The organism is Arthrobacter sp. ok909 (assembly GCF_900104405.1).
In the GTDB taxonomy this organism is placed as follows: Bacteria; Actinomycetota; Actinomycetes; order Actinomycetales; family Micrococcaceae; genus Arthrobacter; species Arthrobacter humicola.
Map to the genome: position 1 here is coordinate 11,697 of NZ_FNJS01000012.1, position 14,326 is coordinate 26,022.

11 protein-coding genes are annotated in these 14,326 nt (G+C 66.8%); 5 read left to right on the forward strand and 6 right to left on the reverse strand.

What is annotated here, in order from left to right; translation table 11 throughout:
• Window positions 1-27 precede the first annotated feature (27 nt).
• The gene (locus BLR03_RS11495; RefSeq protein WP_091252676.1) at window positions 28-1,608 is read left to right on the forward strand and encodes an acyl-CoA synthetase; all 1,581 of its coding nucleotides are present in this window, start codon (window positions 28-30) and stop codon (window positions 1,606-1,608) included.
• A 215-nt stretch (window positions 1,609-1,823) separates the two neighbouring features.
• On the opposite strand, the gene BLR03_RS11500 is transcribed toward BLR03_RS11495, so the two are convergent.
• The 3 genes from BLR03_RS11500 to BLR03_RS11510 form a co-directional block, all read right to left on the reverse strand.
• Window positions 1,824-2,315 (reverse strand): DUF3237 domain-containing protein, encoded by a 492-nt coding sequence (locus BLR03_RS11500; protein WP_302846587.1) that lies wholly within the window; start codon window positions 2,313-2,315, stop codon window positions 1,824-1,826.
• Window positions 2,312-4,057, reverse strand: a complete 1,746-nt coding sequence (locus BLR03_RS11505; protein WP_091252678.1) for a CocE/NonD family hydrolase — start codon at window positions 4,055-4,057, stop codon at window positions 2,312-2,314. The genes BLR03_RS11500 and BLR03_RS11505 overlap by 4 nt, the downstream gene beginning before the upstream one ends.
• Before the next feature lie 110 nt (window positions 4,058-4,167).
• Window positions 4,168-5,544, reverse strand: a complete 1,377-nt coding sequence (locus BLR03_RS11510; RefSeq protein ID WP_091252680.1) for an MFS transporter — start codon at window positions 5,542-5,544, stop codon at window positions 4,168-4,170.
• Between the two features lie 203 nt (window positions 5,545-5,747).
• On the opposite strand from BLR03_RS11510, the gene BLR03_RS11515 reads away from it, so the two are divergent.
• Window positions 5,748-6,674, forward strand: coding sequence for a PaaX family transcriptional regulator (locus tag BLR03_RS11515; RefSeq protein ID WP_091252682.1), 927 nt, complete (start codon window positions 5,748-5,750; stop codon window positions 6,672-6,674).
• 57 nt (window positions 6,675-6,731) lie between these two features.
• On the opposite strand, the gene BLR03_RS11520 is transcribed toward BLR03_RS11515, so the two are convergent.
• Window positions 6,732-8,021: a helix-turn-helix domain-containing protein gene (locus tag BLR03_RS11520; protein ID WP_175460506.1), complete on the reverse strand. Its 1,290-nt coding sequence runs from the start codon at window positions 8,019-8,021 to the stop codon at window positions 6,732-6,734.
• Window positions 8,022-8,274: 253 nt separating this feature from the next.
• On the opposite strand from BLR03_RS11520, the gene BLR03_RS11525 reads away from it, so the two are divergent.
• Genes BLR03_RS11525 through BLR03_RS11535 form a run of 3 tightly spaced genes read left to right on the forward strand, consistent with a single transcriptional unit; the run spans window position 8,275 to window position 12,846 of the window.
• On the forward strand, window positions 8,275-9,834 hold the full coding sequence (locus BLR03_RS11525) for an FAD-binding oxidoreductase (protein ID WP_091252686.1): 1,560 nt from the start codon (window positions 8,275-8,277) through the stop codon (window positions 9,832-9,834).
• 25 nt (window positions 9,835-9,859) lie between these two features.
• Window positions 9,860-11,311, forward strand: coding sequence for a carotenoid oxygenase family protein (locus tag BLR03_RS11530; protein WP_091252688.1), 1,452 nt, complete (start codon window positions 9,860-9,862; stop codon window positions 11,309-11,311).
• 50 nt (window positions 11,312-11,361) lie between these two features.
• Entirely contained in the window at window positions 11,362-12,846 is a 1,485-nt protein-coding gene (locus tag BLR03_RS11535; protein WP_091252690.1) for an aldehyde dehydrogenase family protein, read from the forward strand.
• Window positions 12,847-12,962: 116 nt separating this feature from the next.
• On the opposite strand, the gene BLR03_RS11540 is transcribed toward BLR03_RS11535, so the two are convergent.
• Complete coding sequence (locus BLR03_RS11540) at window positions 12,963-13,586, reverse strand: LysE family transporter (protein ID WP_091252692.1); 624 nt, start codon at window positions 13,584-13,586, stop codon at window positions 12,963-12,965.
• A 37-nt stretch (window positions 13,587-13,623) separates the two neighbouring features.
• A complete protein-coding gene (locus tag BLR03_RS11545; RefSeq protein ID WP_091252693.1) occupies window positions 13,624-14,175 on the reverse strand; it encodes a dihydrofolate reductase family protein in 552 nt (183 codons plus the stop codon).
• Window positions 14,176-14,326: the final 151 nt, after the last annotated feature.

Consider the following 14,326-nt stretch of genomic DNA (forward strand, 5'->3'; position numbering starts at 1 on the left):
CTACCGTCTAACTAGAAAGGATTTGCCGTGGAGAATTTTGGCATCGGCTCGTGGCTGCAACGGCGCCGCCCGAAGTCGGACACCAAGACTGCCGTCATCACCGGGGACAGGGAACTCAGCTACGTCGAACTCGCGGACCGGTCCGCACGGCTCGCCAACGCCCTTCGGGGCCGGGGCGTGGCCAAGGGCGACCGCGTGGCCTACCTCGGCGAAAACGATCCCTCCTTCCTGGAGACCCTGTTCGCCGCCGGCCTGGCCGGGGCGATCTTCGTCCCGCTGAACACCCGGCTCGCGCCGCCCGAAATCCAGTTCCAGCTTCGGGACAGCGGCGCCGTCCTGCTGGTCCACTCGGCGGCGCTCGCGGAACTCGCGGAACGCGGCTCGGCGGGAACCGCGGTGGGCGGGCGGATCGTCGTCGACGATTCAGCGGTGCCCGGCACGACTGTTCCCGGGAAGACAGGGCCCAACGGCGGAGCCGCCGTGGAGGACTTTGAGGCCGTGATCGCCTCCGGCGCGGCGCTGCCGCCGGACGAGCCCGTGGGCCTGGATGACGCCGCGATGATCCTGTACACCTCCGGTACCACCGGAAACCCCAAGGGCGCGCTCCTGACGCACGGCAACATCACGTGGAACTGTGTCAACGTGCTGGTCGACTTCGACTTTGCCTCCACCGACGTGGCCCTCATGATCTCCCCGATGTTCCACGTCGCCTCCCTCGATATGGGCGTCCTGCCCACGCTCCTGAAGGGCGGCACCGTGGTCCTGGAAGCCAAGTTCGATCCCCGCCGGACGCTGGAGCTGATCGAGCGGCACCATGTAACGACCATCAGCGGGGTGCCCACCACGTATCAGATGCTGTGCGAGCACCCGGACTGGGACGCCACGGACCTTAGCTCGCTGAACAAACTGACGTGCGGCGGGTCCGCCGTGCCCATGCGGGTCCTGGAAGCCTACGAACGGCGGAGGCTGCGCTTCTCCAACGGCTACGGCATGACCGAGACGGCGCCGGGCGCCACCACACTGCCGGCGGCCAGGTCCCGGGACAAGGCGGGGTCCTCGGGGCTGCCGCATTTCTTCACCGAGGTCCGGGTGGCCGATCCCATGGACCCGGCGGCCGGCCCGGCGGCGCCCGGAACGGTGGGGGAGATCCAGATCAAGGGTCCGAACGTCATCCCCCAGTACTGGAACCGGCCCGAGGCCTCCGCAGATTCCTACACCGCTGACGGCTGGTTCAAGTCCGGCGACATGGGCTACAAGGACCCGGACGGTTTCGTGTTCATCTCCGACCGGCTCAAGGACATGATCATCTCCGGCGGGGAGAACATCTACCCGGCCGAGGTGGAGCAGGCCATCGCCGAGCTCGACGCCGTCGGCAGTGTCGCGGTGATCGGTGTGCCGGACGAGAAGTGGGGCGAGGTGCCGCGGGCCGTGGTGCTGCTGCGTGAGGGAGCCCGGCTCACGGAGGAGCAGCTGCGCTCCCACCTGGCGGACAGGCTCGCGCGGTACAAGATCCCCAAGTCCGTGGTGTTCGTGGCAGAGATGCCGAGGACGGCGAGTGGCAAGATCCGGAAGGCCGATCTGCGGAAACTGACGCCCGGCCCCGTCTGATAGGGAGCAGAGACCGTGTAGGACCTTGCCCCGCAGCCGCGGGGCCGTGCGGCTGCGGTTCGGGGGCACTTTGGTGCCGACACGCCGCCAACCAGGGCGCCGGCGTCGGGCATTGTGCTCAAAGTGCCCCCGGACGGAGGCCGCCCGGCACGAAACCGGACGGGGAGGCCGCGGCACGAAACCGGACGGGGAGGCCCACTAATCGCCGCGGCCGATTAATCGACAGTGAAGATGTTGAGGACCACCCGGCCGGGCTGGCGGATGCCCGTCCCGAGCATGAGGCGCGTATTCAGCCAGTCCAGGGCGGGGGACGCGGTGGTGAGCCGCGGCCAGCAGCGGAAGTAAATCCGGGAAGGATCGACGGCGGTGCCGGAGTTCAGCAGCTCGATGTCCTGGGCCGAGCCGTGCCGGAGGGCGGTGTTGTGCACGAAGATCCGGTGGCCGTCCTCGGTTTCCAGTACGTACCGGGCGTCCAGTTCCGTCAGGGTGGTGCCGCGGAGGAACTGGTAGTCGGCGCCGCCTGGCAGGACCCGCCCGTTGAGGGAAGGCCCTCGGACGGTTCCGCCGGTGATAGGAACCATTCGGCGGTGACCCTCCGGCGTGGGCCCGACCTCCACCGGCTCCCCGACGCTAACGGACACTTCCGTCAGGAAGGAAAGTCCGGGAGGGAAGGGCAGTCCCGGCGGTGCCGGAGGAGGGGCGGTCAAAGGATGCCGGCCGTCAGCCGGCTCGGGTGGCCCTCGCCGAACAGGACGGACTGCCGGGCAACGATTGTCTCGGCGGAGTCGTAGGCGAGCTTGCCCGTGTTGAGGTTCCGGTCCCAGCGCGGATGGCAGCTGGACGTGATCTGCACGCGGAGCCGCTCCCCCGGGGCAAAGGTGTACGCCGTCTGCCAGAGACTGACGGTGTATTCATACGGCTTACCGGGTGCGATCGGGGAGGGCTCGTGGCCGGGCTCCCAGAGCCCGTTGCCTGCGTAGCTGTCCCGCCAGGACGCACGGATGATCCCATCGGCCAGGCCCAGGGACGTGCCGTCCGGGGTGACCCGGCAGAGGCGCACCACGAAATCGGTGTCGACGGCGGAGGACGCGGCGAAGAAGGTGGCGCTGACCTCGCCGAAGACGGTCACGGTTGCGTCGAACGGCGCCGTCGTGAAGGTCAGGACGTCGTCGCGCGCCTCGACGGCCTGCTGGTGCGCGGGCCCTGCCGGGACGGCGCCGTGGATCATGGTCGCCCCGCCCGCCGTCGGGACTGGGTCGAGGGGATCGTAGTCGTAGCTTTCCTGCCCGGCGGCGCCCGGCACATCCCCGAGGGACCCGCCGGCGCCCAGGAACCACGAGCGCTGCCGGGCCGGGGCCGGCAGTTCCTCGAAGCCGTGCCACCGGTTTTCCCCCATGACGTACAGCAGGACCGGCGGCACCTGGCGCAGCCCGTCGGGATCGCCCTTGAGGACGGCATCGAACCAGGCCGTATGGAGTCCGGACAGGTCGCCGAGGCCGTTCATCACGCCGGCGGCCGCGTTGAGGCCGAAGCTGACATCCGGGTAGACCCCGGAGAAGTTGGTGTGGGTCCACGGGCCGATGATGAGCCGCGGCGCGGCCGCGGGGTTGGCGCGGCTGTGCTCGAGCTGCATCCGGTACTGCGCGAGCGTGCTCGGGGCAAAGATGTCGAACCAGCCGCCGATGTGCAGGGTGGGCATGTCCACCGGTGCGGCCGACGCGGCGTCCCACACGCGCGTGAAGCCGCTTCCCGGGGCTTCTCCGGCCGAGGGCAGGACGTGGCGTCGCATGAAAGTGCCGAGTCTCGGGGACAGGTCCCGGAGCGGCAGTGTGCCGAAGGCCGTGGCGTCGGAAAACGAGCGGTCGAGGTCCAGCCACGATTCCATTTCCTTGGCCCGGAGTTCGGGGTCGTCGGAGAACTCCCGGAGCAGCTCGTTGGCCGCGATGGAGGCATGGCCCCACGTGAGGCGGCTGCCGAGTTCGAAGGCGCCGCCGCGGTAGAGGGAGCCGTTGTTTGCGTTGGCTCCTGCGGAGATGCCGGGGGCCAACGCGGCCAGCCCGGCGGGCTGGCGCGAGGCGGCGCGCCACTGGGTTTCGGCGAAGTATGACCGCCCCCACATGCCCACCACGCCGTTGGAGTACGGCAGCCGCGCTGCCCACTCGACTGTGGTGGCGCCGTCGGACGCCTCATTGACGGAGGGGTCGAACGTTCCGCCGGAACCGAAGCGCCCGCGGCAGTCCTGCACGATCACCACGTAGCCCGCGGCGGCGACCGTCGCCGGGTTCAGGTAGGCGGAATTGACGGCAAGGTCCCTGCCGTATGGCGTCCTGGTCAGCAGGACCGGGCAGGGTTCCCCGTCCGCGGGTCGGTACACGGTGGAGCGCAGGATGGTGCCGTCGGGCAGCGGTGTCTCGACGTCACGGTCAATAAGCACGGGGCGGGGTGTCACGGAAGGGTCCTAACGTGGAACGGAGATGCGGATAGACATGCCGGGAGGGGCCGGGGCGCGGTGCACGCGTCCCGGCCCCCTTCGGGTGAGTGGCGGGTGAGTGGCGGGTTTCAGGCGGGGGCGCCGGCCGATGCCTTGGCGCCGAGGGCCTCGGTAGGCACCTGGTAGGTTTCCTTGACCCAGATCGCGGTGACGGCCGCGGAGACCAGGCAGCAGGCTGCCGTGAAGGCCGCCACCGGGATCCAGCCAGCGGGGCCGGGCTGGACAATGGCGGCCGCGATCGCCGGGGCGAAGCCGGTGACGACGAGTCCCAGCTGCGAGGCCGTGGCGGCGCCCGTGTAACGGATCCGGGTGGGGAACATTTCGGCCGTCATGGCCGGCCCCAGCGGGTTGACCATTCCGTAGCCCACGGTCATGAAGAGGATGCCGCTGGCGAAGATCAGCGGTACGACTGCGGTGCTGATGGACCAGAAGTAGGCGAAGGCGGCCACGGCACAGATGATGTTGCCGGTGATGAAGACCGGCTTGCGGCCGATCCGGTCGGCCAGAATACCGGCGTAGGGCTGGGCGATGATGCCCAGGGCGGCCGTGGCAATGGTGACCCCGAGCATGGCGGCGGAGGGGACGCCGAATTTTCCGGTCGCATACGCCAGGCCGAAGGCCGCGAAGACCGAGGACACCACGCTCCAGAGCCCGAAGAAGATGACTTTGACAATGGTGCGCCAGTGATCGCGCAGGACCACCTTGAGCGGCAGTTCCTGGCTGGCGCCTTCCTCCTTCGCGGCTTCGAAGACCTCGGATTCGGGCAGTCGCAGGCGGATGTATAGGCCGACGGCGACCACCAGGATGCTGGCGAGGAACGGCAGCCGCCATCCCCAGCTGAGCAGGTCTTCCTGCGGGAGGAGAGACACTGCGAGGAAGGCCAGGGAGGCGAGCATGATCCCGGCCACGGCGCCGGTGTTGACCCAGCTGCTGTAGAAGGCCCGCTTGTTGCTGGGCGCATGCTCCATGGTCATGGTGACGGCGCCGACGGACTCTCCGGCCGCGGAGGCGCCCTGAAGTGCGCGCAGAACCACCAGGAGGACCGGGGCGGTGGCGCCGATGGCGGCTGCCGGCGGCAGGCAGCCGATGAGGAAGGTGGCCACGCCCATGACGACGAGCGTCAGGACCAGCATCTGGCGCCGTCCGAGGCGGTCGCCAAAGTGGCCGATCACGCTGGCCGCGAGGGGCCGGACGACGTAGCCGATGCCGATGGTGGCCATGGACAGGATGGTGCCGAGGGCGGGATCGATGCCAGGGAAGAAGATCTTGTTGAAGATCAGGGCCGACGCCGAACCATAGATGAAGAAGTCGTAGTACTCCAGGGTGCTGCCGATGAAGCTGGCGGCGGCGGCACGGCGGGCATGGTTGGTTCCCTCGCGGGAATCGGGGGCCTGTTCCGCGGGCGGCGTCAACGGCGACGACGGAACGATGGGACCAGCGGTCATTGCGGATCTCCTAGGTGGGCAGGCAAATAGCACCTGAAACGGTGAGGCTGGGAAAGATCTGTGGCTCGCATGCTGAGCAGGGCGGCAGGGTCGGCTGTGGCCTCCGTCACTCTGAAAGCAATGGTATGCACTTGGTTCTACGTCCGTCAATCTAAGTGCAAAATAAAAATGACAGTGGATGCGGCTGGCATGATGGAGGCGTGATGAGCGAGCGGCCGGCCTCCGTACCCGGCATGGACCCAGACCTGGCCATCGACTTTCCGCGGCCGTTGAGGGGGCCGTCCACCCAGCACCAGCTGGTCACCCTGCTGGTCGACTACTGGTTCACCAGCGAGGAATGGCTGCCGTCCCGGCTTATCGCCGCCCTGGCCGCCGGCCTCGGGATCACGGGCTCGGCGACGGCGACGGCGCTGAGCCGCCTGGCGTCCCGCGGTGTACTGGAACAGTCGAGTGCCGGGCGGACCTCGCGCTACCGCGTCACCCAGGGCGCACGGAACCGGCTGCGCCAAGGCTTCGCACAGGTCTCCGCCTTCGGCGAGGAGTCCCGCCACTGGGACGGCAACTGGACCGTCATCGCGTTTTCCATTCCGGAGACGTCGCGGGATGTCCGCGAATTGTTCCGCTCACGCTTGCGTTGGCGCGGATTCGCACCGCTGTTCGGGGCGCTGTGGGTCTCCCCGCGTGACCACTCCGAGGAGCTCGAAAACACCTGCAAGGGCTATGGCGTGGACGACTACGTCATCTTCCGCACGGCGGAATCCAGCCTCCGCGGCAAACGGCTCTTCGAGGCTTGGTCGCCGCAGGAGTTCAAGGAACAGTACCGTCCGTTTACCGAGAAATTCACGCCCTGGGCGGAGCGTCTCGACGCCGGTACGGTCAGCCCGGCGGAGGCCTTCAGGGTCAGGACCGAGCTGATGGACGCGTGGCGGGCCTTCCCGTGGAGTGACCCTGACCTTCCCGCCGAACTTCTGCCGGAAGCGTGGCCCCGGACTGGGGCCCGGGACCTGCTGGTGCGCCTCTACGACGGGCTCGCGGACGCTGCCACCGCCTACATTGAGGAAGTCGTGGCCCGGGAAGCGCCCGAACTGGCGGGTACGGCGCGGGCGCTGTCGGTGGCTTCGGGACTCTGAGCCCGGCTGGGCTCACCAACACGCCCGGGCCAGCCGATCCTCGTCAGGCACCATTCCTCACTTCGGAAGCGCCAGCGCGTCCATCAGTTGCGGGAACGTGTGTGCCAACTGCAGGGCCACCAGCGTCACCACCTGGTTCTCGTTGATGGGCCGGCCGAGTAGCTCCGCGGCACGCTTGACCCGGTACGCCACGGTGTTGGTGGCCAGATGCAGTGCCTGGGCTGCGGCGAGGCGGCTGCTGCCGGCCATCAGGAAGTGCCGCAGGGTGTCGCGGATGTCGGTCAGTTTCTGGTCCGGACCCAGCAGACCGGCGAGCTGGACCTGAACGAACCTGGCCGCCCCCTCCGGATCGGCAACAAGCAGCGCCAGCATGCCGGCGTCCTCGTAGTCCCAGAACTTCTGCCGCGGCGAAAGCCGCGCCACCAAGGCAGCCTGCTGGGCCTCAAAGTGGCTTTCGCGCAACCCCGAAAGCCCCGAGCCGGGCCGTCCTGCCGCGAGCTGGATCCAGTCGGGGCGGGGTACTGCACGCAGCGCGCTCATCACCGAAGGGGCGGGGCGGGTGTTGAACGCCCACCAGAACAGCGTGGTGCCCTGGTGCTCGATGGTCAGGAAGCCCGTCGCGCCCAGCGACTGCGCGGCGTCCGTGCCGAAACGCTGGCGCGCGGCATCGCGGTCCGGGATGTGGCCGCTCGTGGCGGGCCGGCCCAAGGCGATCAGATGGTGCCCGCTCAGCCGGAGGCCTAGGATGCGTTCGGCGTCTTCGGCGGGCTCTTCGCCGTCGAGAATTGCCGTGAGAACCCTCAACCGTTCGGCCGGAAGCCTGCCATGCCAGAGGGCGAGCTCGTCCTCGTAACCGCGCATGAGGTCGCTGACGTAGGAGTTCACGTAGGAAAATAGGGCCGCATTCAGCTCGCGCACTTCAGCGACCATGCGATCCGCGGGAACTTCCCGCTCGATGACGGCCAGCAGGGCGTCCTGAACCCGGGTGTGGCAGGCCCAGACAGTGCGCAGCACGCTCGCGATGGGGACGCCCTGACGCACGGACAACCGGACATTCTCCTGGGCGCCGCGAGGGGCGACAATGTCAGCCGCGACAGTGCCGCGATGCAAGCCGATGAGGGTTGTCAGCAGGCACGCTTCACAGCCCTCCCGCTCGGTGCCGGTCATCATGCCGGGCGTTCCGGCGAGGCTGAATTCTTCATCCACCAGGCGGACTATGTCCGCGGCAGTCTCCGCCGCCCACGCCGTGGCGGGCGCCCCGATTTCCGCCTCGGCGCTGGCAATGATCTCCGGATCTGATGCCGGACCGTCCCCTGTGGCGGACGCCGTCGGGCGGAGACTATCCATCCAATTCATCACTACTACAAACCGCCTTTGGTCTTGGCCCCGAGGGCCAGTATAGATTCCGTGCCCGTGCCCGTGCCCGTGCCCGTGCCCGTGCCCGTGCTTCCGGGCTGGCGGCCCTCTGCTCCCGGGCACCATAGGCAGCCGCTTTTCTTGCACTCCGGCGCCAAGAACCGGACACGTGTCCCAAACCACACTTGATAGCAACGGTGTTCGGAGCTGAACACCCGTCAAGCAACGGAGCGTGACACACCACATGACAACAACCACTGAGCTCAACAACTCGTCCTCGGTTCTGACCAAGGCCATTGCGCGGATGACCGAGGTTCTTGGCGCCGACGCCGTCCTGCTGGACGAGAGCCAGGTCAAGGACTTCCGCGACCCCTACGAGGGCGACGACGCAAAGGACTACCAGCCCTCCTTCGTGGTCCAGCCAGCCACCGTGGAAGAAATCCAGGCCGTGGTCCGGATCGCCAACGAACTGCAGATCCAGCTCTGGACTTCCTCCACCGGACGCAACTACGGCTATGGCGGCTCCGCGCCGGTGGTCAACGGCTCCGTGGTCCTGAGCCTGCGCCGCATGAACAAGATTCTGGAAATCAATGAAGCCGCCGGCTACGCCCTGCTGGAGCCCGGCGTGAGCTTCTTCGACCTCTACAACGAGATCAAGGCCCGCGGTCTGAAGCTCTGGATCTCCGTACCGGACCTCGGCTGGGGCAGCATCGTCGGCAACACCCTGGACCACGGTTACGGCTACACCGTCAACGGCGATCACGCCAGCGCCGTCTGCGGCATGGAAGTGGTCCTCGCCTCCGGCGAAGTGGTCCGCACCGGCCTCGGCGCCATGAGCAGCAACCCCATGTGGCAGCGCCACAAGCGCGGCTTCGGCCCCTCCTTGGACAGCCTGTTCATGCAGTCCAACTTCGGCATCGTGTCCAAGATGGGCGTCTGGCTCATGCCCGAGCCCGAGGTATTCACCACGGGGGCGATCATCTGCCACAACGACGAGGACATCGCCCCGCTCGTCGACGCGCTCCGCCCTCTGGTGCTGGACGGCACCATCCAAGGCCTCCCGCTGATCACCAGCTCACCGGAACCCGAGGACGGTCGGGCCAACCCGATGCAGGACACCACCGGGATGTCGAAGGCGGCGAAGCTGTCCGCGACACTTCCCCCGGGGCGCTGGCACGCCCGCATCGCCTTCTACGGCCACGAAGCCATAGTGGAGGCACGGCGCCGCATTGTCACCGATGCCGTGGCCCATCTTCCCGGCGTCACCGTAGACCTAAGGTCCTACCGCGGCGACGTCAGCCCGGAAGAAGTGCACCCCCTGGACCTGGTCCCGGCCGGCATCCCTAACATGTTCCTGCTGGACATGATGAAGAAGCACATCGGCGAAAGCGTTGGCCACATCGATTTCTCGCCCGCGATCCCGTTCGACGGCGAATCCGCCGCCAAGCACGAGCTCATGGTCCGCACCATCCTCGAAGAAGCCGGACTGGTGGCGGGCTTCGGCTGGATCGCCAACACCCGCAGCCTCGTGGGCGCCTGCATGGTCTTCTTCGACGTGAACGACCCTGCCGAAGCGGCAGCCGCACACGCCGCCGTCGAACTCATGTGTGAAAAGGCCGCCGAATGGGGCTGGAGCGAATACCGTGCTCACCCCTCGCTGATCGAGCACGTGGCAGAGAACTTCGACTTCAACGATCATGCCTTGAACCGGCTCTACACCTCCCTCAAGGACGCTCTGGACCCCGCCGGAACGCTCTCGCCGGGCAACCACGGCATTTGGCCCTCGTCGGCCAAGAACTCCTAGAACTCCAATACCGAAAGGCACCACCATGTGGGAGACAGACAACAAGTTCCTCAACGGCCCCTTCACCCCCTGGCATGAGGAGACCGAAGCCTTCGACCTCGAGGTCATCGGCAAGATTCCCGATGACCTCGACGGAGCACTGTTCCGCACCGGGTCCAACCCCAAGTTCAAGCCGCGCAACACGGACCGGTACCACTGGTTCGAAGGTGACGGTATGGTCTACGCCACCTACCTCCGCGACGGCAAGGCGGCCTACCGGAACAAGTGGGTCATGACCGACGCGCTGAAAGTCGAGATGGAGGCGGGAGAGGCGGTCTACTCCGGGTTCGTCAACGGCGGCACGGCCCCATCACTGCCGGCCGGCGCCCCGCCCATGAAGAACGTTCCCAACACCAACGTCGGCGTCCTCGCCGACCGGCTGCTCGTGTTCTTCGAGGGCGGCCTGCCGCACCAGATGAATCCGCAGTCCTTGGAAACATTCGGAACATATGACTTCAACGGCGATGTGCCGTTCACCTGCACGGCCCACTACAAGCTCGACCCGGACAGCGGCAACATGCTTTTCTACTCCTACATGGGCACCAACGTCACCTGGTACGAGGCAGACCGGCACGGGAAGGTCCTCGACACCTTCGCTTTCAGCACCAGCGCCCCGTCCATGTTCCACGACTTCGCCGTGAGCAAGAACTACGCGATCTTCTTTGTAACCCCGGGGCTGTTCCTGGCACCCAATATCGGCCAGGGCAAGCCGGGCCTGGTCTGGGACCCCGCAGCCACGAACAACGGCGTCGAGATCGTCACCATGCACCGGGCGACCCACGAAGTGCGGACCTACCGGGTCGACGAGACGTTCTTCCCGACGCACTTCTTCAACGCCTACGAGCGAGGCAACGAAATCGTCATCGAAGCCCCGCGCATCAAGGAACGCTTCGGCACCCCGACGGACCGTATCACCCGGCCCGTGGACTCCCATGAGTGGTTCATGAACGCAATCCCCTGGCGCTGGACCGTCAACACCGCCACCGGACGCGTAGCTAACCAGGCCACCAGCCACATCGCGGGGGAATTCCCGGCCATCAACCCGAACAAGGTCGGTCTGGAACACAAATTCGGCTACTTCGCCACCACTCGTGGCCGGGACGCCGACACCATGAGCGACGGCCTGGCCAAGACGGACCTCACCAAGGAAACGGTCACGGTGATCGAGGGGCTGGATGATCTGACCAACCCCTCAGAACCGATCTTCGTACCACGGGCCGGGGCCGTGAATGAGGACGACGGTTACCTGCTCTCCATCTGGTGGAACCGCCAGACGGAGCTATCAGAGCTGTGCATCTATGACACGGCCGATTTCGGGCGTACACCGCTTGCCCGCGTCAGGCTGCCCGGCCGTGTCCCCTTCGGCTTCCACGGCAGCTGGTCCGACCGGAGCCGGATCGAAGACTCGCTTAAGGTCCTCGCCGCCGAGCACACCTGATCCGGCCCTCCCCGCTCACCCAAAGACCCACAGACTTAGGAGTCACAACGATGGCCACTTCACTGACCGACACCACGACGGCGTTTGCCGGCACCTTCGCCGGACAGACCACGCAGCTGCAATACATCGCCGGCGAATGGCGCGAAGGCCGCTCCGACAAGGTCCTGACCGTCACCGACCCGTTCACGAACGATCAGCTCACCACCATCCGGCAGGGCACCGTCCAGGACCTCGACGACGCCTACCGCGCCGCCGAAGACGCCCAGAAAAGCTGGGCGGCGCAGACCCCCGCCGCCCGCCAGCAGGTCATGCTCCGCGCCGCCGCCATCATCGAGGAACGCCGCGGGGAAATCATCGACTGGCTGGTCAAGGAATCCGGCAGCACCGTCATCAAGGCCAACGTGGAGGTATCCGCCGCCGCCGGCATCACGCTGGAGGCGGCGTCCTTCCCCGGACGCGTCTTCGGCCGGATCGTCGAATCCAACACCCCGGGCAAGGAAAACCGCATCTACCGCCGCCCGCTCGGCGTCGTTGGTGTGATCAGCCCGTGGAACTTTCCCTTGCATCTTTCCCAGCGCTCGGTGGCGCCGGCACTTGCCCTGGGCAACGCCGTCGTCATCAAACCGGCCAGCGACACCCCGGTCACCGGCGGCCTGATTCTGGCCCGGATCTTCGAGGAAGCCGGCTTGCCGGCAGGTGTTCTCAACGTCGTGGTCGGTGCAGGCTCCGAGATCGGCGACGACTTCGTCACCCACCCCGTCCCGGGCTTGATTTCCTTCACAGGCTCGACGCCGGTGGGCCAAAACGTGGGCAGGCTCGCCGTCGGCGGCGAATTCATCAAGCACGTCGCGCTGGAACTGGGCGGCAACAGCCCGCTCGTGGTCCTCGGCGACGCCGACCTGGACGCCGCCGTGCAGTCCGCGGTGCTGGGCAAGTTCCTGCACCAAGGGCAGATCTGCATGGCCGTGAACCGGATCATCGTCGAAGCGCCGCTGTACGACGAGTTCGTGGAGCGCTTCGTCCAGGCCGCAGCCTCCATCCCCGTGGGCGACCCGTCCAAGCCGGACACCGTGGTCGGTCCGCTGATCAACGACAGCCAGCTCGCCGGAATCCGAGAGAAGATCACCCTGGCCAAAAGCGAAGGTGCGCGGGTTGCGCTGGAAGGCTCAATCGACGGCCGCGTCGTGTCCCCGTTCGTCTTCGCCGACGTCACGGCGGACATGGAGATCGCCCGAGAGGAAATCTTCGGACCTCTCGTCGGCATCATCCGCGCCGAGGACGAAGCCCACGCCCTAGAAGTGGCCAACGCCAGCAACTTCGGGCTCAGCAGTTCGGTGTTCACCCAGGACACTGAACGCGGCGTCCGCTTCGGGCTGGGCATCAAGGCAGGCATGACCCACATCAACGACATGCCCGTCAACGATGAAGCCCACGTCCCCTTCGGCGGGGAACGCAACTCCGGCCTGGGTCGCTTCAACGGCGACTGGGCCATCAACGAGTTCACCACCGACCACTGGATCGGCATCAAACGCTAGAAGCGGCAGTGATGCGATGAAGGTCCGCTTGTCCTTCCGGCGCAGGAAGACCTCCGGCGCCGGAAGGACAAGCCCGAGACCGCCTTCCCACACCCTTGACTGGCAATCGCTGAGTGTCAGTGGATCGAGGCCAGCAGGACGCCGACGCCGACGAAGAGCACCCCGAACGTCCGGTTCAGGACCTTCTGTCCGCGGGCGTCATGGGTGAAGCGCTGGAAGGACCTGGCCGCCGCCGCGAAGAAGAACCACATGACCAGGATGTCGATCACGATCACGGTGGCGGACAGGACTGCATACTGCGGCAGCAGCGGCTGCTCCGGCCGGATGAACTGGGGCATGAAGGCCAGGAAGAAGACCACGGCCTTGGGGTTGAGCAGATTGACCCAGAGGCCGCGGCGGAACATGGAGAGGGCCGGCTCATTGCGCAGAGCGGCGGCCTTCTCGTGGTCCAGATCCGGTTTGTGCAGGAACTGACGGATGCCCAGATAGACCAGGTAGGCGGCGCCGGCGTAGCGGATCACGTTGAAGGCGAGCGGCGAGCTCGCCACAAGCACTCCGACGCCGAGGGCCACGATCAGGATATGCACCACGAGGGCGGCCTGCTGGCCCAGGATGCCCCAGATGGAACGGCGGAACCCTGAGTTCAGGGAGTTGCTCATGGTGTTGATGGCGCCTGCGCCGGGAGTGAAACTGATCAGGGCGCCGGCGCCGGCCAGGGCCAGCCAAAGGGAGGGTTGCACCAGCCAAGTTTACGGTCCCGGCGAGGAACAGCTGGCGTCAGTCCCCGCGGACACCGTAGCTGAGGATCATGTTGCCTTTGCTGGTCTCCTGGGACTGCTGCAGCACCAGCCGGGTGAGGGGGTCGCCGTCGTTGAAGAGCCGTCGCCCGCTGCCCGCGATCACGGGATGGACAATCAGCATCAAGGTGTCGAGCAGCCCGGCGAACAGCAGTTGGCGGACCAGCGAGATGCTGCTAAAGACCCCAATTTCGCCGCCGTCGCTGTTCTTCAGGTTGGCCACGAAGTCCTCCAACGGACCCTCGATCAGGCGCGAATTTTGCCAGCCCAGCTCCCCGGCCAGGGTCCTGGAGGCGACAAATTTCGGCAGGCCGTTGATGAAGCCCGCGAAGTCGGCGTCGCCCTCGGCGTTCGGCCAGTAATCCGCCCACTGCTGGTACCCGACGCGACCCAGGAGACCGGTATCGATCCGGCCCATCATCTCGCCCATCCCGGCACCCAACTCCGCGTCGAAACTGTCGAACTGCCACAGGAACGGGTCTTCAACCACCCCGTCCACGGAACAGAACAGGCCGGCCGTCACTTTGCGCATGGGTTCTCCTTACGGGGGTGTCTTTCAGTGCACCCTATCCGCAGATCAGGGGACAGGGAATGGCAGGCAAAAAACTCGGGGCGACTGCTCCGGACAACGGCGTGCCGCCGCCCGGAGCAGCGCTTGCCTGCGGTGAAGTGCTGGTGGCCGG